The organism is Bradyrhizobium sp. CAR08 (assembly GCF_052871955.1).
In genome coordinates, this window is sequence record NZ_JBIXJX010000011.1 from 84,091 (window position 1) to 102,902 (window position 18,812).

The 18,812-nt window shown below is 65.2% G+C and carries 12 protein-coding genes; 9 read left to right on the forward strand and 3 right to left on the reverse strand.

Annotation, left to right across the window (positions count from 1 at the left end):
• Positions 1 to 110: 110 nt before the first annotated feature.
• The 8 genes from pimA (at position 111) to ACIPUD_RS23245 (ending at position 11,585) form a co-directional block, all read left to right on the forward strand.
• Positions 111 to 1,805, forward strand: a complete 1,695-nt coding sequence (gene pimA, locus ACIPUD_RS23210; protein WP_446481615.1) for a dicarboxylate--CoA ligase PimA — start codon at positions 111 to 113, stop codon at positions 1,803 to 1,805.
• Positions 1,802 to 2,989, forward strand: coding sequence for an acetyl-CoA C-acyltransferase (locus ACIPUD_RS23215; protein WP_085351713.1), 1,188 nt, complete (start codon positions 1,802 to 1,804; stop codon positions 2,987 to 2,989). The genes pimA and ACIPUD_RS23215 overlap by 4 nt, the downstream gene beginning before the upstream one ends.
• A gap of 155 nt (positions 2,990 to 3,144) precedes the next feature.
• On the forward strand, positions 3,145 to 4,335 hold the full coding sequence (gene pimC / locus ACIPUD_RS23220; protein ID WP_018454712.1) for a pimeloyl-CoA dehydrogenase large subunit: 1,191 nt from the start codon (positions 3,145 to 3,147) through the stop codon (positions 4,333 to 4,335).
• Between the two features lie 132 nt (positions 4,336 to 4,467).
• Complete coding sequence (gene pimD / locus ACIPUD_RS23225) at positions 4,468 to 5,610, forward strand: pimeloyl-CoA dehydrogenase small subunit (RefSeq protein ID WP_446481616.1); 1,143 nt, start codon at positions 4,468 to 4,470, stop codon at positions 5,608 to 5,610.
• 148 nt (positions 5,611 to 5,758) lie between these two features.
• Positions 5,759 to 6,532: an SDR family NAD(P)-dependent oxidoreductase gene (locus ACIPUD_RS23230; RefSeq protein ID WP_085351716.1), complete on the forward strand. Its 774-nt coding sequence runs from the start codon at positions 5,759 to 5,761 to the stop codon at positions 6,530 to 6,532.
• Between the two features lie 356 nt (positions 6,533 to 6,888).
• Entirely contained in the window at positions 6,889 to 8,391 is a 1,503-nt protein-coding gene (glpK, locus tag ACIPUD_RS23235) for a glycerol kinase GlpK (RefSeq protein WP_446481617.1), read from the forward strand.
• A 46-nt stretch (positions 8,392 to 8,437) separates the two neighbouring features.
• Entirely contained in the window at positions 8,438 to 10,885 is a 2,448-nt protein-coding gene (locus tag ACIPUD_RS23240) for a penicillin acylase family protein (protein ID WP_446481618.1), read from the forward strand.
• 94 nt (positions 10,886 to 10,979) lie between these two features.
• Positions 10,980 to 11,585, forward strand: a complete 606-nt coding sequence (locus ACIPUD_RS23245; RefSeq protein ID WP_085361676.1) for a GNAT family N-acetyltransferase — start codon at positions 10,980 to 10,982, stop codon at positions 11,583 to 11,585.
• A 166-nt stretch (positions 11,586 to 11,751) separates the two neighbouring features.
• Here the strand turns inward: ACIPUD_RS23245 and ACIPUD_RS23250 are convergent, their stop codons facing one another.
• A complete protein-coding gene (locus ACIPUD_RS23250) occupies positions 11,752 to 12,699 on the reverse strand; it encodes a threonine/serine dehydratase (RefSeq protein WP_085385090.1) in 948 nt (315 codons plus the stop codon).
• Positions 12,700 to 12,856: 157 nt separating this feature from the next.
• On the opposite strand from ACIPUD_RS23250, the gene ACIPUD_RS23255 reads away from it, so the two are divergent.
• Positions 12,857 to 13,486: a glutathione S-transferase family protein gene (locus ACIPUD_RS23255; protein WP_368508808.1), complete on the forward strand. Its 630-nt coding sequence runs from the start codon at positions 12,857 to 12,859 to the stop codon at positions 13,484 to 13,486.
• A gap of 6 nt (positions 13,487 to 13,492) precedes the next feature.
• On the opposite strand, the gene ACIPUD_RS23260 is transcribed toward ACIPUD_RS23255, so the two are convergent.
• On the reverse strand, positions 13,493 to 14,500 hold the full coding sequence (locus ACIPUD_RS23260; RefSeq protein WP_446481619.1) for a DUF3592 domain-containing protein: 1,008 nt from the start codon (positions 14,498 to 14,500) through the stop codon (positions 13,493 to 13,495).
• 448 nt (positions 14,501 to 14,948) lie between these two features.
• Positions 14,949 to 18,812, reverse strand: a complete 3,864-nt coding sequence (gene metH / locus ACIPUD_RS23265) for a methionine synthase (protein ID WP_446481620.1) — start codon at positions 18,810 to 18,812, stop codon at positions 14,949 to 14,951.

Here is an 18,812-nt window from a genome sequence, read left to right on the forward strand (position 1 = left end):
TGTGGCCACCTCCTTCCCCAACCTTTCCCCACAAGGGAGAAGGGAGCCGGTCCGCTTGTGCCCACCTCACACGACATCGTCGCGGCCGCCTTGCAGAGTAACGACCCCTAATGACCCATCCCGGCGAACAGTTTTATCCCGAGGGCGTGCGCTGGGACGACACCATCGTCCAGGGCACGCTGCCTGATCTGCTGGCAAAAGCCGCCGCCGAGTACGGCCCGCGCACCGCGCTGGAATTCCGCGACCATCCGATTACCTACACCGAACTCGCCGCGATGGCTGAGCGCGCAGCCGCCGCCTTCCTGCGCGCCGGCTACGGCAAGAACAGTTCGGTCGCGCTGTTCCTCGGCAATACGCCGGACCATCCCGTCAATTTCTTCGGCGCGCTGAAGGCCGGCGCCCGCGTCGCGCATCTCTCACCGCTCGACGGCGAGATCGCGCTGACGCACAAGGTCTCCGATTCCGGTTCGCGCCTGCTCGTCACCTCTAACCTGGCGGCGTTGCTGCCGACCGCGCTGAAATTCCTGGAGAAGGGCCTGATCGACCGCCTGGTGGTCTGCGAGGACGATAATTGGGGTAAGGTCGGCACGCCGCAGGCTGCGATCCCCAGCGATCCCCGCATCGTCACCTTCAAGGCCTTTGTCGAGGGCGCCACCGCGCCGGCAGAGTGGCGGCAAGTGAGCGCCGACGACGTCGCGCTGCTGCAATATACCGGTGGCACCACCGGCTTGCCCAAAGGCGCGATGCTGACCCACGGCAATCTCACCTCGGCCGTGTCGATCTACGACGTCTGGGGCAAGCCGTCGCGCGCGACGCGTGGCGACGTCGTCGAGCGCGTGATCTGCGTGCTGCCCCTGTTCCACATCTATGCGCTCACCGTCGTGCTGCTGTCCTCGCTCAGGCGCGGCAATCTGATCTCGCTGCATCAGCGTTTTGACGTCGAAGCGGTGATGCGCGACATCGAAATCAAGCGCGCAACCTACTTTCCCGGCGTGCCGACTATGTGGATCGCGATCGCAGCACTTCCCGATCTCGACAAGCGCGATTTCTCCTCGCTGGCGACGATCGGCTCCGGGGGAGCGCCGCTGCCGGTGGAGATCGCGAGTTTCTTCGAGCGCAAAGTCGGCAAGAAGCTCCGCAGCGGCTGGGGCATGACCGAGACCTGCTCGCCCGGCACCGGCCATCCGCCCACAGGTCCCGATAAGCCCGGCTCGATCGGCCTGATGCTGCCCGGCATCGAGCTCGACGTCGTTTCCCTGGACGATCCCACGAAGGTGCTGCCGCCGGGCGAAGTCGGCGAGATTCGCATCAAGGGCCCGAACGTCACCAAAGGCTACTGGAATAAGCCCGAAGGATCCGCGGAGGCCTTCGTCGACGGCCGCTTCCTCACCGGCGACATCGGCTATGTCGATACCGACGGCTATTTCTTCCTGGTCGACCGCAAGAAGGACATGATCATCTCTGGCGGCTTCAACGTCTATCCGCAGATGATCGAGCAGGCGATCTATACCATACCAGGCGTGCACGAGGTGATCGTGCTCGGTATTCCCGACCAGTACCGCGGCGAGGCCGCCAAAGCCTTCATCAAGCTGAAGACGGATGCAAAGCCGTTCTCGCTCGACGAGCTGCGCGCTCAGCTCGCCGGCAAGCTCGGCAAGCACGAATTGCCGGCGGAGGTCGAATTCGTCCACGATCTGCCGCGCACGCCGGTCGGAAAGCTGTCGCGCCACGAATTGCGCCAGCGGCAGAAACCGTCACAATCCGCCCAACTTGCCACCCAACTTGCATCAGGAGATCGCTCTTGACCGACGCCGTCATCGTTTCCACCGCCCGCACCCCGATCGGGAAGGCCTATCGCGGCGCGCTCAACGCCACCGAGGGCGCAACCCTGCTCGGCCACGCCATCGGCGAGGCCGTCGCGCGCGCCAAGATCGACCCCAAGGAGGTCGAGGACGTCGTGATGGGCGCAGCACTCCAGCAGGGCGCGACCGGCGGCAACATCGCGCGCAAGGCGCTGCTCCGTGCCGGTCTCCCCGTCACCGTCGCCGGCACCACTATCGACCGGCAATGCGCCTCGGGCCTGCAGGCGATCGCGCTCGCCGCGCGTTCGGTGATCTTCGACGGTGTCGAGATCGCGGTCGGCGGCGGCGGCGAGTCCATCTCGCTGGTGCAGAACGACAAGATGAACGGCTTCCACGCGCAGGACCCGGCGCTGCTCGAGATCAAGGGCGAGGTCTACATGCCCATGATCGACACCGCCGAGATCGTCGCCAAGCGCTACGGCATCTCGCGCGAGAAGCAGGACGACTATTCGCTGGAGAGCCAGCGCCGCACCGCCGCGGCCCAGCAGGGCGGGAAGTTCAAGGACGAACTCGCGCCGATCACCACAAAGATGGCGGTGACCGACAAGGCCACCGGTGCAGTCTCGTTCAAGGACGTCACGCTGTCGCAGGACGAGGGCCCGCGCCCCGAGACCACCGCAGAAGGCCTCGCCGGCCTCAAGGCCGTGCGCGGTGAGGGATTTTCGGTCACCGCCGGCAATGCCAGCCAGCTTTCGGACGGGGCCAGCGCGAGCGTGATCATGAGCGACAAGGAAGCGGCGAAGCGCGGGCTCAACCCGCTCGGCATCTTCCGCGGATTCGTCTCCGCCGGCTGCGAGCCGGACGAGATGGGCATCGGCCCGGTATTCGCCGTGCCGCGCCTGCTCAAGCGTCATGGCCTGACCGTCGACGACATCGGCCTGTGGGAGCTGAACGAAGCTTTCGCGGTGCAGGTGCTGTATTGCCGCGACAAGCTCGGCATCGACCCCGACAAGATCAATGTCGACGGCGGCGCGATCGCGGTGGGCCATCCCTACGGCATGTCGGGCGCGCGCCTCACCGGCCACGCTCTGATTGAAGGCCGCCGCCGCAAGGCGAAGTACGCGGTCGTCACCATGTGCGTCGGCGGCGGCATGGGCGCGGCGGGGCTTTTCGAGGTGTTGCAGTAGCCGTCGTCCAGTAACCGTCGTCCCGGCGAAAGCCGGGACCCATACTCCGCAGCAGGAGTGTGGCACGCGAACAACAATGGCCTTCGCAAACCAACGAAGGCCGGTGGTTATGGGTCCCGGCCTTCGCCGGGACGACACATTCACAGGAGGATCCGATGGATCTCGCATTCACGAAAGAAGAGCAGGCGTTTCGCGAGGAAGTGCGGTCATTCTTCCGCGACAACGTGCCGCCGGATACGCGGCGCAAGCTGGTCGAGGGCCGCCACCTCTCGAAGGACGAGATGGTGACGTGGTGGCGCATCCTCAACAAGAAGGGCTGGGGCGTCAGCCACTGGCCCAAGCAATATGGCGGCACCGGCTGGACCTCCGTGCAGCACTATATCTTCAACGAGGAGCTGCAGTCCTATCCGGCGCCGCAGCCGCTCGCCTTCGGCGTCAGCATGGTGGGTCCCGTCATCTACACCTTCGGCAATGAAGAGCAGAAGAAGCAGTATCTGCCGCGCATCGCCAATGTCGACGACTGGTGGTGCCAGGGCTTCTCCGAGCCCGGCTCCGGCTCCGACCTCGCCTCGCTGAAGACGAAGGCCGAGCGCAAGGGCGACAAGTGGATCATCAACGGCCAGAAGACCTGGACCACGCTCGCCCAGCACGCCGACATGATCTTCTGCCTCTGCCGCACCGACCCGTCCGCCAAGAAGCAGATGGGCATCTCCTTCATCGTGTTCTCGATGAAGTCGAAGGGCGTCACGGTGCGCCCGATCCAGACCATCGACGGCGGCGCCGAGGTCAACGAGGTGTTCTTCGACGACGTCGAAGTGCCCATCGAGAACCTGATCGGCGAGGAGAACAAGGGCTGGGATTACGCGAAATTCCTGCTCGGCAATGAGCGCACCGGCATCGCGCGGGTCGGCGTCTCCAAGGAGCGGCTCCGCCGCATCCGCGATCTCGCCTCCAAGGTCGAATCCGGCGGCAAGCCGATCATTCAGGACGCGGCCTTCCGCGACAAGCTCGCGGCCTGCGAGATCGAGCTCAAGGCGCTCGAACTCACCCAGCTCCGCGTCGTCGCCGACGAAGGCAAGCACGGCAAAGGCAAGCCCAATCCGGCTTCCTCGGTGCTGAAGATCAAGGGCTCCGAGATCCAGCAGACCACCACCGAGCTGCTGATGGAGGTGATCGGCCCGTTCGCGGCACCCTATGACGTGCACGGCGACGACGGCTCGAACGAAGCCATGGACTGGACCGCCCAGATCGCGCCGAGCTATTTCAACAACCGCAAGGTCTCGATCTACGGCGGCTCCAACGAGATCCAGCGCAACATCATCGCCAAGGCGGTGCTGGGGCTTTGATCGTACACCATCAACACGCACTCACCGTCATGGCCGGGCCTGACCCGGCCATCCACGCCTAGCGCCACGAAAGAACGTGGATGCCCGGCACAAGACCGGGCATGACGAAATCGATACCGGAGAGCAAACAACATGGATTTTGATCTGAACGAGGAGCAACGGCTTCTCAAGGAAAGCATCGACGGCCTCTTGAGCGATTCCTACGATTTCGAGAGCCGCAAGAAGTACATGAAGGAGAAGGGCGGCTGGAGCAAAGCGGTCTGGGGCAAGCTCGCCGAGCAGGGCCTGCTCGGTCTGCCCTTCGCGGAGGCCGATGGCGGCTTCGGCGGCGGCGGCGTCGAGACCATGATCGTGATGGAGGCGCTCGGCAAGGCACTGGTGCTCGAGCCTTACCTCGCAACTGTCGTGATCGGCGGCGGCTTCCTGCGCCATGCGGGCAGCGATGCGCAGAAGGCCGCGCATGTGCCCGGTATCGTAGACGGCAGCAAGACGCTCGCCTTTGCCCAGCTCGAGAAGAACTCGCGCTACGATCTCTTCGACGTCACCACGACGGCGAAGAAGAAGGGCGACGGTTGGGTCATCGACGGCGAGAAGTTCGTCGTGCTCAACGGCGAGAACGCAGATACCCTCATCGTCACCGCGCGCACCAGGGGCGAGCGCCGCGACAAGAGCGGCATCGGCGTGTTCCTGGTGCCCGCCGACGCCAAGGGCGTCGCCAAGAAGTCGTACCCGACCCAGGACGGCCTGCATGCCGCCGACATCACCTTCACCGGCGTCGAAATCGGTGCCGATGCGGCGCTCGGCAATCCCGACCACTCGCTCGCGCTGATCGAGCGTGTGGTCGACGAAGCCCGCATCGCGCTCTGCGCCGAAGCGGTCGGCCTGATGGACGAATCGCTCAAGACCACGGTCGAGTACATCAAGACGCGCAAGCAGTTCGGGGTGCCGATCGGCTCGTTCCAGTCGCTGCAGCACCGCGCCTCCGACATGTTCGTCGCCACCGAGCAGGCGCGATCGATGTCGATGTTCGCGACCATGGCTGCTGATTTCGAGGACGCCAAGGAGCGCAGCAATGCCGTTGCCGCGGCCAAGGTGCAGATCGGCAAGTCGCTGAAGTTCGTGGGACAGCAGGCGATCCAGCTCCACGGCGGCATCGGCATGACCATGGAGGCGAAGATCGGCCATTACTTCAAGCGCCTGACCATGATCGAGAACTCGTTCGGCGACACCGACTACCACCAGCGCCGCGTGGCGGACGGTGGCGGGTTGATCTAGCCACAAGATCGCTGTCATCCCCCGCGCAGGCGGGGGATCCAGTACGTTGCGGCTTCTCGTTTCTAGCCGCGCCGTCTCTGCAATACTGGATCGCCCGGGCAGGCCAGGCGATGACGTCTGAATAAGCGGGCTCAACGGAGCAACAACAATGAAGAACACCCCGTTCGATCTCACCGGCAAGGTCGCCGTGGTCACCGGCTCCAGCCGCGGCATCGGCCGCTCCTCCGCCGAGCTGCTCGCAAAGCTCGGCGCCAAAGTCGTGGTCTCCTCGCGCAAGGCCGATGCCTGCAAGGCAGTCGCCGACGGCATCAAGGCGGCCGGCGGCGAGGCCACCGTCATCCCCTGCAACATCGCGCGCAAGCAGGAGGTCGAGGCGCTGATCGCCGGCACGATCAAGCATTACGGCAAGATCGACATCCTCGTCTGCAACGCCGCGGTCAACCCGTATTACGGCCCGCTGCTCGACATCACCGACGAGGCCTTCGACAAGATCATGGGCAGCAACGTAAAGAGCAACATCTGGCTCTCCGCGCTTGCGATCCCGCAGATGGCCGACCGCGGCAACGGCTCAGTCGTCATCATCTCCTCGATCGGGGGCTTGCGCGGTTCGACCGTGATCGGCGCCTACGGCATCTCGAAAGCCGCCGACTTCGCGCTGTGTCGTTCGCTCGCCGGCGAATGGGGCCCGAAAGGCGTCCGCGTCAACTGCATCGCGCCCGGCCTCGTCAAGACCGACTTCGCCCGCGCGCTGTGGGAAGACGAAGCGAATCTGAAACGCCGCACCGCCACCACGCCGCTCCGCCGTATCGGCGAACCCGACGAAATCGCAGGCGCAGTGGCCTACCTCGCCTCCGACGCGTCGAGCTTCATGACGGGACAAACGATCGTCATCGACGGCGGCGTGACCACGGCGGCGCCGTAACTTCTGTTCTACTTGCAATTGTACGCCGGGCGCGCTTCACTTTTCCTCCGCTAGAGGGGGAGGGTCGCTTCGTGTTGCCCAGAGCGCAACGCGAGGCGGGGTGGGGTGAAGCCGCAAAGGCGGTATCGCTTGCGTCGACGAGACGGCTGCTGCTCATCAAGTTCGCGGATAGTCTGTCACCCCGCCCCGGTTCGCGTTCCGCTTCGCTGCATGCGAGCCCACCCTGCCCTCCAGGGGAGGGTGGGAGGACAGCCGTCTTGACCTTCCCGCCCTAATCCGCTCCCTTTGGCGAAACACAATAGCCCCTCACCGGACAACGCCGGGAAAACGCCAAAGAAACCCCAAGGTTTGCTTCCATGTCTTTCGTCCTCGCCATCGACCAGGGCACCACCTCCTCGCGCGCGATCGTGTTTCGCGGCGACATTTCCATTGCGGCGAAGGCGCAGGCCGAGTTTCCGCAGCATTTCCCTGCCTCGGGTTGGGTCGAGCACGAGCCCGAGGACATCTGGACCTCGACCGTGACGGTCTGCCGCGACGCGATCGCGCAGGCCGGCATCGGCGCAAAGGACATCGCCGCGATCGGCATCACCAACCAGCGCGAGACCACCGTGGTGTGGGACCGCGCCACCGGGCAGGCCGTGCACCGCGCCATCGTCTGGCAGGACCGCCGCACCGCCGACATCTGCGCCAAGCTGAAAGCCGACGGCCGCGAGCCCGTGATCTCGCAGAAGACCGGCCTGATCATCGACCCCTATTTCTCCGGCACCAAGGTCGCCTGGATTCTCGACCACGTCCCCGGCGCACGGGCGCGCGCCGCGCGCGGCGAATTGATGTTCGGCACCGTCGATTGCTATCTGCTTTGGCGTCTCACCGGCGGCAAGGTCCACGCCACCGACGCCACCAACGCCTCGCGCACGCTGCTGTTCAACATCCACACCGGCCAGTGGGACGACGAACTGCTCGAGATCATCGGCGTGCCGCGCTCGATGCTGCCCGAGGTGAAGGATTCCTCCGCCCGTTTCGGCGAGAGCACGCCGGATTTGTTCGGCGGCGCCATTGCGATCTGCGGCATCGCCGGCGACCAGCAGGCCGCGACCATCGGCCAGGCCTGCTTCCGTCCGGGGATGATGAAATCGACTTACGGCACCGGCTGCTTCGCCCTGCTCAACACCGGCACCACGCCCGTGGCCTCGAAGAACAAGCTGCTCACCACCATCGCCTACCAGCTCGGGGGCAAGCGCACCTATGCGCTCGAAGGCTCGATCTTCGTCGCAGGTTCGGCAGTGCAGTGGCTGCGCGACGGCCTCGGCATCATCAAGCATGCCGCCGAGACCGGACCTCTCGCCGATCAGTCGGACTCCATGCAGAGCGTCTATCTCGTCCCGGCCTTCGTCGGCATGGGCGCGCCGTACTGGAATCCGCGCGTGCGCGGCGCCCTGTTCGGCCTCACCCGCAACACCGGCCCGGCCGAGCTTGCCCACGCCGCCCTGGAAAGCGTCTGCTACCAGACTTTTGATCTCTGGGCCGCAATGCGCGCCGACTGGCCGAGCTCGGAGGTGGCAAGCGTCGTGCTCCGCGTCGATGGCGGCATGACCGCATCCGACTGGACCATGCAGCGCCTCGCCGACCTGCTCGATGCGCCGGTCGATCGCCCCGTGATCCAGGAGACGACGGCACTTGGCGCCGCCTATCTTGCCGGCCTCGAGGCCGGCGTCTATCCCGAGCCGACCAAATTCGCCGATAACTGGCGGCTGGAGCACCGCTTCAAGCCCAACATGAGCCAGGCGACGCGCGAGCGGAAGCTTGTGGGATGGACGAGGGCGGTGAAGGGCGTGCTCGCGAGCGACGAGGGCGAATAACGGGCGCGCACGACGCGCCAAACAACAACAAACGGGAGAAACGACAATGAACACGGATCTCAACCGGGTCGTCCAAAAGCTCTGCGGTGCCGCGATCTGCGCCGCGCTGCTCACCTCGACCGCCATTGCGCGTGAGAAGCCGGACCCGCTCGGAAGCGCGCGTCAGGTCAAGACCGACGTCGCCGGTCTCAATGCTCCCGCGCAGATTCTGGTCGATGTCTGGGGCATCCCCCACATCTATGCAGACAATGAGCACGACCTGTTTTTCCTGCAGGGCTTCAACGCCGCGCGCGACCGGCTCTGGCAGATCGATCTCTGGCGCAAGCGCGGACTTGGTCTGCTGGCTAAGGATTTCGGCCCGGCCTATGCCGAACAGGACAAGGCGCTGCGGCTCTTTCTCTATCGCGGCGATATGAATGCGGAATGGGCGGCTTACGGCCCCAAGGGGAGGACCTATGCGGAGGCATTCGTCGCCGGGGTCAACGCCTATGTCGCCGATGTGCGCGCGGGCAAGCGCCCGCTGCCGATCGAATTCAGGATCGCCGGTACCAGGCCGGATCCGTGGACGGCGGACGACATCGTCCGCATCCGCAGCCACGGCCTGACGCGCAATGTCGCCTCCGAGGTCAAGCGCTCGTTGGTCGCCTGTGCGGCCGGCCTCGATGCCGATCGGTTTCGCGTCAAGCTCGAGCCGGCCTGGACGACGAAGATTCCCGATGGTCTCGATCCCTGCAGCGTGCCGAAGGCGGTGCTGGCGCCTTACGATCTGGCAACGCGTCCGGTCGCCTTTGCCGCGCCGAAAGATCGCCAGGCCGCACTCGCGCACGATCCCGACAAGTACCTCACCGAGGCCGACCAGCAACGCGACACCATCGGCTCCAACAATTGGGTGATCGCGGCGTCGCGGACCGCGACGGGACGGCCGATCCTCGCCAACGATCCGCATCGCGAGCACAGCGTGCCGTCGCTGCGCTACATCGTCGGCCTCAATGCGCCCGGCCTCTCCGTGATCGGTGCGGGCGAGCCGGCGCTGCCCGGCATCTCAATCGGCCACAACGCCACCATCGCCTTCGGTCTCACCATCTTCAACGTCGACCAGGAAGACCTCTACGTCTACGAGCTCAATCCGGAGAATCCCAACCAGTACCGCTATGGCACTGGCTGGGAGGACATGCGCATCGTCCACGAGAAAGAGCAGGTGAAAGGCGAGAGCGATCGCGATCTCGAGCTGAAATTCACCCGGCATGGTCCGGTGATCTATGTCGATGACGCCAACAAGCGCGCCTTCGCCGTGCGCTCGATCTGGTTCGAGCCCGGCACCTCGGCCTATTTCGGCTCCTCCGACTACATGACCGCGAAGGACTGGAACGGATTCCTCGGCGCAATGCGGCGCTGGGGCGCGCCGTCGGAGAATCAGGTCTATGCGGACACCAAGGGCAATATCGGCTGGGTCGCCGCCGGCAAGACGCCGCGGCGCGCCAACTATGATGGCCTGATGCCGGTGCCCGGCGACGGCCGCTACGAATGGCAGGGTTTTCTCTCGCTCGACGAACTGCCCAAGGCCTATCAGCCCAAGCAGGGCTTTCTCGCCACCGCCAACCAGATGAACCTGCCGGCGGATTATCCCGTCAGCGAGCGCAAGGTCGGCTTCGAATGGGCGGACAGTGCGCGCTGGCAGCGTATCACCGAGGTCCTGAAGGCCAACAGCAAGGTGACGCTGGCCGATGCCATGGATCTGCAGAACGACGACACCACGATGCTGGGCCGGCGGCTGGTCAAGCTGTTGCAGCCGCTCACTTCGGACGATGCCAACGTGAAGAAGGGCCTCGAACTGCTCAAGCCGTGGAATGCCCGTGATGCCGCCGACAGTGCCGCTGCTGCGGTGTTCGAGGTCTGGATCGCCAATCATCTTGGACCGGTACTGTTGAAGACCACGGCGCCCAAGGCCGCCGACCTGATCGCGCCCGAGGCGTCGAGCATTTCGGCGCTTGTTGCCTTCTTGGAATCTCCAGACGCGTCGTTTGGCTCCGATCCCGCCGCCGCGCGCGACCAGATCCTGCGCGACAGCCTCGGCGCCGCGGTGGCCGATGTGACGGCCAAGCTCGGGGCCGATTCCTCAACCTGGCGCTGGGGCCGCCTGCACGTCGCAAAATTCGACCATGCTCTGATGCCGCTTGCCGACAAGGCGACGGCCGCTCAGCTCTCGGTCGGTCCGCTGGCCTACGGCGGCGCGGCCAATGTGCCGCGCGCGGCGACCTACCGCCGCACCGATTATCAGCTGTTCGCCGGCGCCTCGTTCCGCATGGTGCTCGACGTCGGCAATTGGGATGCGAGCCGCACCATCAACACGCCGGGCCAGTCGGGCGATCCCTTCAGCGGCCACTATCGCGACCTCGCGCCGCTGTGGGCGACCGGCCAGTATGTGCCGCTGCTCTACAGCCGCGCTGCGGTCGAAGCGGCGGCGGCGGAGGCGATCACGCTGACGCCGCGGTGAATGAGGCGTATCCACAAACTCCGCCGTCGTCCTGGCGAAAGCCAGGACGACCCGGAATGTGTGGCCGGCGCTCAGCTTCAAAGGGATGCATCCCATGATCCTCCCCGACGGCTATTCCGACATCCCCGCCGGCAAGATCGCCGCCGTCGTTACCCATCTCGAGATGACCGCGCGCCCCGCGCGCCGCGCCGATCCGCCCGGCGCTCCATCAGGTCTTTGGACCCTGCGCAAGGTCGATACCCCCGCGCTTCATTGGTATCGCGACCTCCATCGCCGCGTCGGCGAGGAGTGGTTGTGGTTTTCGCGGGCGCGCATGAACGATGCCGAGCTCGCTGCCGTCATCCATGCGCCGGGCGTCGAGGTCTATACGCTTGTCGTGGACGGCCGCGATGAAGGCCTGCTGGAGCTGGACTTTCGCGAGGCCGGCCAGTGCGAGCTGGTGTATTTCGGCGTCACCGCAAAACTGATCGGCAGTGGTGCCGCCCGCTTCATGATGAACCATGCACTTGAAATCGCATGGTCACGCGATTTGTCCCGCGTCTGGGTGCACACCTGCACCTTCGATCATCCGTCGGCCGTTGCGTTCTATCAGCGCTTCGGCTTCCGCCCGTTCCGCCGCCAGATCGAGATCGCCGACGATCCGCGGCTCGATGGCACGGTGCCGCGGACGGCGGCGAGGCATATGCCGATCATCGGATAGTGCAGAGCTGCCTCCTACCCGTCATTGCAAGGAGCCCTTGCGACGAAGCAATCCAGTCTGTTTCCGCCGAGAGATACCGGATTGCTTCTCTGCGCTCGCAATGACGGAGCGTGGCACCGTCGTCCCTTTTCATTCGGGCTACGCGCTCCAGATCATGCGAAGCTCGCTAGCTGTTGAAATTCACCGCATTGGTGTTGGCGCCACAAACCAGTACCGCGACCCGCTCGCCGGGTGAGGGGCGATAGCGACCGGAGAGCAAGGCGGCAAATGCGGCGGCGCCGCCGGGCTCGGCCACCAGGCGCAGGCTCGACCACAAGGCCGACTGCGCCTGCTTGATCGCGTCGTCGGCGACCAGGACGACCCGCTCGACATGGGCCCGCGCAATCGGAAACATCAATTGTCCGACACGTCGCGGGGCGAGACTATCGGCGGCGATGCCGCCCGCCGGCGCATCGATCGGCGCGCCTGCCGCGAAGGCGGCGTGAAGCGTTGGCGACTGCTCCGGCTCGACCGCGACGATGCGCGTCCTGCCGGCACTCCAGGCCGCCATGCCACCGATCAGGCCGCCGCCGCCGACTGCAACCAGCACCGTGTCAATGCCCGGTGCATCCTGCTCCAGCTCCATTCCGACACTGCCCTGACCGAGCAAGGTCTCGACCTGGTCGTAGGCATGCACCGCCATGGCGCCGGTCTGCGCGACATGGGTTTCGCTTGCGGCGAGCGCGTCGGCATAGCGGCTGCCCGCAATCACGAGTTTCGCGCCATAGCCTCTGATACGCTCGGCTTTGGCCGGCGAGGTGATCTCGGGCACGAAAATCGTGGCCGGGATGCCGAGCCGCTGCGCCGCATACGCCACCGCCGCGCCGTGATTGCCGCCCGATGCGGCGACGACACCGGCTTCCGGCAGCCGGCGCAACAGCAGGTTGGCGAAGGCACCCCGCGCCTTGAACGATCCGGAATGCTGCAGCATCTCGAGCTTGAACGTGACGGGAGAAGCCGGCAGGCCAAAATCGGCGAGATCGGCCTCAACGAGCGGCGTGCGCCGTATGTGCGGACGGATGACGGCCTCGGTCGCCGCGATCCGCTCCCGATTGATGTCCATTGTTGCTGTCATGATGCCGTCCTTGATAACGCATCCGGCAGCCGCTGTCGCGGCGCCGTTGCATGCAGCGCAATGCTCCACTTCCATGATTTTGCTTGCGCCACTGCGGCCTTGCCGTGGAAACTGATCGGCCCTGCCTCGTCCAAAAGCCAGAGAAGAGCGCAAAACCATGTTCCTGATCGGCCAATATGATTCCCCCTTCGTCCGCCGCGTCGCGATTGCGCTGCGGCTTTACGGCCTCGCCTTCGAGCACAGGCCGTGGTCGACCTTCGGCGACGCCGACAAGATCGCGCCCTATAATCCGCTGCGCCGCGTGCCGACGCTGGTGCTCGACGACGGCGAGGCGCTGATCGAGAGCACGTTCATCCTCGATTATCTCGACGAGCTCGCCGGGCCGGAGAAGGCGATGCTGCCGCGCTCCGGCGCCGAGCGCCGGCATCACTTGCGCATCTGCGCGCTCGCGTCCGGCCTCGGCGACAAGGCCGTGAGCCTGCTCTACGAACGCGTGCTGCGGAAGGAGCAGCTTACGCTATGGGTCGAGCGCTGCCAGGCGCAGATCGCGGACGTGCTGAAAGCGCTGGAGGCCGAGCGCGCCAAGGTGACCACGCCGTACTGGCTGGGTGACCGCATCGGCCACGCCGATATTGTGGTCGCCTGCGTCGTCCGCTTCACCCGCGAGGCCCATCCGCAGTTGTTCGAGCCATCGCGCTATCCGGCGCTGTCGGCGCATGCCGACGCGTGCGAGGCGCTGGCGCCGTTCAAGGAGATCGTGCAGCCACTGTCACCGCCGAAGGGGTGATCGCCGCTACGCGAACCCGACCTTGATCAGGATCGTCAGGAACAGGCCGCCGACGACCGCGCAGACCGCGGCACCGATCAGCGGCCCCAGCGCGCCTCCCCGGCTTGCAGCCTCCAGCACGGCTTGTCCGGGCTGGTCCGGATCGTAATAGACTTGGACGCTCTTCCCAGGCCGATATTTCGCCGCGGCCTCTTCGGCGACCTCGCGCAGGCCGGAGATCATGGTGCCGTTCCAATCGACTTCGGTGCCGATGAAGTCGCGCTTGCCGACTCTGTAGGCGTAGCGCAGGTCGACCTGATAGCGGTGGACGAGCTTTGAAGTCGTCGGTCGATTGTCGTGCTCGGTCTTCTCTTCGATGATTTCCTCGATCACGTCGCAATGGGTGACCCTGCCCGACGCGGTCGGCCAGCGCAGGCTGGCGCTCGCCCGCCGGCGCGTCCGGACATAATCGGCGGCGAGGAACACCCCGCCCACGAGCACGATGATCGGCACCGCGAACGCGAACAGCGGGACGCCCTTGTCGGCGTAGAGCACGTGGCCCGCGAACGAATGCGCGGTCAGGGTGGCGGCGATGACGCCGAACACCATTGTGAACGCCACCAGGGCCGCGACGTTCTGCGCGGCGGCAGGCTCCAGCAGCGCCTCTGTCGGTTGCTTCGGATCGACATGGACCTCGACATGGGCGCCGACCGGATAGCGTCCGGTCAGTTTTGCGGCCAGGACCCTCGTCGTGATGACGGTGCCGCCGACAAAGATCTTGTCGCCTTCCAGCTCCTGGCCGCCGGCCTGATAGCGATAGCGGATGATGGGCTTGGCGTCGTTCCGATCGTCCGAGGAATGCGCCGTCGGCTGGTCGACTTGGGAGACCGTGATGATGCCCTCAACCTTGTCCCAGCTCCGCGCCGCCACCATCCGGCCCCGCATGCGGACCAGGTTGAACAGCGTCAATCCAAACAGCAGCACGGCGATGCCGGCGGCAATCTGTGTCCACATCAATTGTTGGGCGTTCAGCATCCGATTCCCCTGCGCTTCGGCGGCGACCGCCATTGGTCGCGGCGAACGCGCTTTGCGTTCGATGCTGTGCGTTGCCCCAGCACATGCCAGGCATAGCTTCACCAATGTCGTCCTGGCGAAAGCCAGGACCCATTGCCCCAGCGGGTCATTTGGCGAAGATTGGTCGTTCGGTATTGCCTGCGATGGCCACCAATGGATCACCCGGTATGGATGGCTTTCGCCAGGACGACAGCGAACGTGTGGCACGCGCCGTGATGGCGACTGGCGAGGGAGTATCAAACGGGCACGGTCGGCGATGATGGAATGTTACAGGTGTTTTGCCCGACGCCGCAAGCAATTTCGGTAATATCGAAAAATTATTCGGTGACACCGCAAAAATTATCGAGCTTTTTCAACCCCATGCCTACTGTGCATGGGGTTGATTTCTCGTTTTCTGTTTGGAGGGCGCCTAACCCGCGCCCGCGCGCTTCTTCTGCCAGACCAGGTGCACCGCGCAGGTGCAGCCCGGCGGATGCGACGCAAGCTCCTTCGACGTCTCGTCGTTCGCCGGCGTTGCCGTGAACGCCGCCTTGTCGCTCGCACCCTCTCGCGTCGGGATGTAGTTCAGAATCGGCGCGAGCCAGCGCTCGGTCTCGGCGACGCTCATGCCCTTGCGCGCAGCATAATCCTCGACCTGATCGCGCTCGATCTTGCCGACTCCGAAATAATAGCTCTCTGGATTGGCGAGATAGAGCCCCGACACGGAGGAGCCCGGCCACATCGCATAGCTCTCGGTCAGCTTCACGCCGGCGGTGTTCTCGGCATCGAGCAGCTCGAACAGCGTGGCCTTCTCGGTGTGATCGGGTTGCGCGGGATAGCCGGGGGCGGGACGGATGCCCTGATACTTTTCGAGGATCAACTCGTCGGTCGAGAGCGCCTCGTCCGGCGCATAGGCCCAGAACTCGCGGCGGACGCGGGCATGCATGCGCTCGGCGAAGGCTTCGGCCAGGCGGTCGGCCAGCGCCTTGCACAGGATCGACGAGTAGTCGTCATTGGCCATCTTAAACCGGTCGGCGACCACATCCTCGCCGATGCCGGCGGTGACGACGAAGCCGCCGACATAATCGGGCACGCCGGTGTTGGCGGGCGCGACGAAGTCGGACAGCGCCGCGTTGAAACGGCCCTCGCGCTTCTCGAGCTGCTGGCGCAGCGTGTGCAGCGTCGCGATCGTCCTGGTCCGGCTCTCGTCGGCATAGAGCACGATGTCGTCGCCCTGCGCATTGGCCGGCCAGAAGCCGACGGTGGCGCGCGCGCGGAACCATTTCTCCTTGACGATCAGGTCGAGCATCTTGCGCGCGTCGTCGTAGAGCGAGCGCGCAACTTCGCCGACCTTGGCGTCGTCGAGGATGGCAGGGAAGCGCCCGGCGAGCTCCCAGGTCTGGAAGAACGGCGTCCAGTCGATATAGGGCACCAGCTCGGCGAGATCGTAGTCGTCAAAGCTTCGGGTGCCGAGGAAGGTCGGCTTCACCGGCTTGTTCGCGGTGAAGTCGACCGGCACGCGGTTGGCGCGGGCGGTCGCCAGCTTCAGCCGCTTCTTGTCGGCCTGGGCGCGCATATGGGCGTCCGAGATCTTTGCGTATTCGGCGCGGACTTCGGCGGCATAGGCCTCGCGCCTCTCGGGCGACAGCAGCGCCGACGCAACACCGACGGCGCGGCTGGCGTCGTTGACATGCACCACGGGGCCTGCGCGATAGCTCGGGTCGATCTTGACCGCGGTATGCACGCGGCTCGTGGTGGCGCCGCCGATCAAGAGCGGCAGCTTGAGGCCTTCGCGCTGCAATTCTGCGGCGAAGAACGCCATCTCGTCGAGCGAGGGTGTGATCAGGCCGGACAGCCCGACGATGTCGGCCTTCTCCGCCTTCACCGTCTCGACGATCTTGGCCGCGGGCACCATCACGCCGAGGTCGATGACCTCGTAATTGTTGCACTGGAGCACGATGCCGACGATGTTCTTGCCGATGTCGTGGACGTCGCCCTTGACGGTCGCGAGCACGATCTTGCCGGCGGACGAGGAGCCTTCCGTGCCGATGCCGTTGGCGAGATTGCGCGCCTTCTCCTCCTCCATGAACGGCATCAGCCAGGCGACAGCCTGCTTCATCACGCGGGCCGACTTCACCACCTGCGGCAGGAACATCTTGCCGTCGCCGAAGAGATCGCCGACCACGTTCATGCCGGCCATCAGCGGTCCCTCGATCACGTCGAGTGGCCGCGTCGAGGCCTTGCGGGCCTCTTCGGTATCCTGCTCGATGAATTCGGTGATGCCGTGCACCAGCGAATGTGACAGCCGCTTCGCCACCGGCCATTCGCGCCAGGCGAGATCGGCTTCCTTGGTCTGAGTCTTGTTGCCGCGGAATCTTTCCGCAAGCGCCAGCAGACGCTCGGACGCACCGGGGTCACGGTTGAGGATGACGTCCTCGCACACCTGGCGCAATTCGGGATCGATATCGTCATAGACGATCATCTGCCCGGCATTGACGATGCCCATGTCCATGCCGGCCTTGATGGCGTGATACAGGAACACCGAGTGCATGGCCTCGCGCACGGGCTCGTTGCCGCGGAACGAGAACGACAAATTGGACACACCACCAGAAATGTGCGCGCCCGGCAGATTCTTGCGGATCCAGCGCGTCGCCTCGATGAAGTCGACGCCGTAATTGTTGTGCTCCTCGATGCCGGTTGCGATCGCGAAAATATTGGGATCGAAGATGATGTCTTCCGGCGGGAAGCCGACGCGGTTCACCAGGATGTCGTAGGCGCGCTTGCAGATCTCGGTCTTGCGGGCGAACGTGTCGGCCTGGCCGACCTCGTCGAACGCCATCACCACGACGGCCGCGCCGTGACGGCGGGCGATCTTGGCCTCGTGAATGAATTTGTCCTCGCCTTCCTTCATCGAGATCGAGTTGACGACCGGCTTGCCCTGCACGCATTTCAGGCCGGCCTCGATCACGGAGAATTTCGAGCTGTCGACCATTATGGGGACGCGGGCAATGTCGGGCTCGGCGGCGACAAGGTTGAGGAAGGTCACCATCGCGGCTTCCGAGTCCAGAAGACCCTCGTCCATGTTGACGTCGATGATCTGCGCGCCGTTCTCGACCTGGTCGCGCGCGACCTGCAGCGCGGCGGTGTAGTCGCCGGCGGTGACCAGCTTGCGGAAGCGGGCGGAGCCGGTGACGTTGGTGCGCTCGCCGACGTTCACGAAGGGAATAGCGTCGGTCAGGATGAACGGCTCGAGGCCGGAGAGCCGCAAGCGAGGTTCGATCTCCGGCACGATGCGCGGCTTGTGTGGCGCGACCGCAGCCGCAATCGCCGCGATATGGTCCGGCGTGGTGCCGCAGCAACCGCCGACGATGTTGACGAGGCCATCGCGCGCGAACTCGCCGACCAGGCGGGCCATGTATTCCGGCGTTTCGTCATACTGGCCGAACTCGTTGGGCAGGCCGGCATTGGGATAGGCGCAAACAAGCGTGTCGGCGACGCGGCCGATATCGGCGATATGCGCGCGCAGATCTTCCGCGCCGAGCGCGCAGTTGAAGCCGATGGTCACAGGCTTGGCGTGCTGCACCGAATGCCAGAACGCTTCTGGCAACTGGCCGGACAGCAGGCGGCCGGACTTGTCGGTGATGGTGCCCGACACCATCACGGGCATGTCGATGCCACGTTCTTCCGTGATCTCGGCGATCGCGTACAGCGCCGCCTTGGCGTTCAGCGTGTCGAAGATGGTCTCGACCAGCAGCAGATCGACGCCGCCATCGAGCATGCCGTTGATCTGCTCGCCATAGGATTTGCGCAGGTCGTCGAACGTGACGGCGCGGTAGCCGGGATTGGACACGTCAGGCGAGATCGAGGCGGTGCGGTTGGTCGGTCCGATGGCGCCGGCGACGAAGCGCGGCTTGCCGTCCTCGGCCTCGACGCGGCGTGCGGCGTTGCCGGCGAGGCGGGCGCCTGCGCGCGCCATCTCGTAGACGATGTCGGCGAGATCGTAATCGGCCTGGGCGATCGAGGTCGTGGAGAAGGTGTTGGTGGCGACGATGTCGGCGCCGGCGCGCAAGTAAGCGGCGTGGATGTCCTCGATCGCCTGCGGTTGGGTCAGGATCAAGAGGTCGTTGTTGCCGCGCAAATCGCGATGGAAGTTCTTGAATCGCTCGCCGCGGAAGGCGGCCTCGTCGAACTGGAGATTCTGGATCATCGTGCCCATGGCGCCGTCGAGCACGAGAATGCGCTCGCGCGCGGCGTTGAGCAGGGTGGTTCGCTTGGGAGAGGTGGATACGGTCAT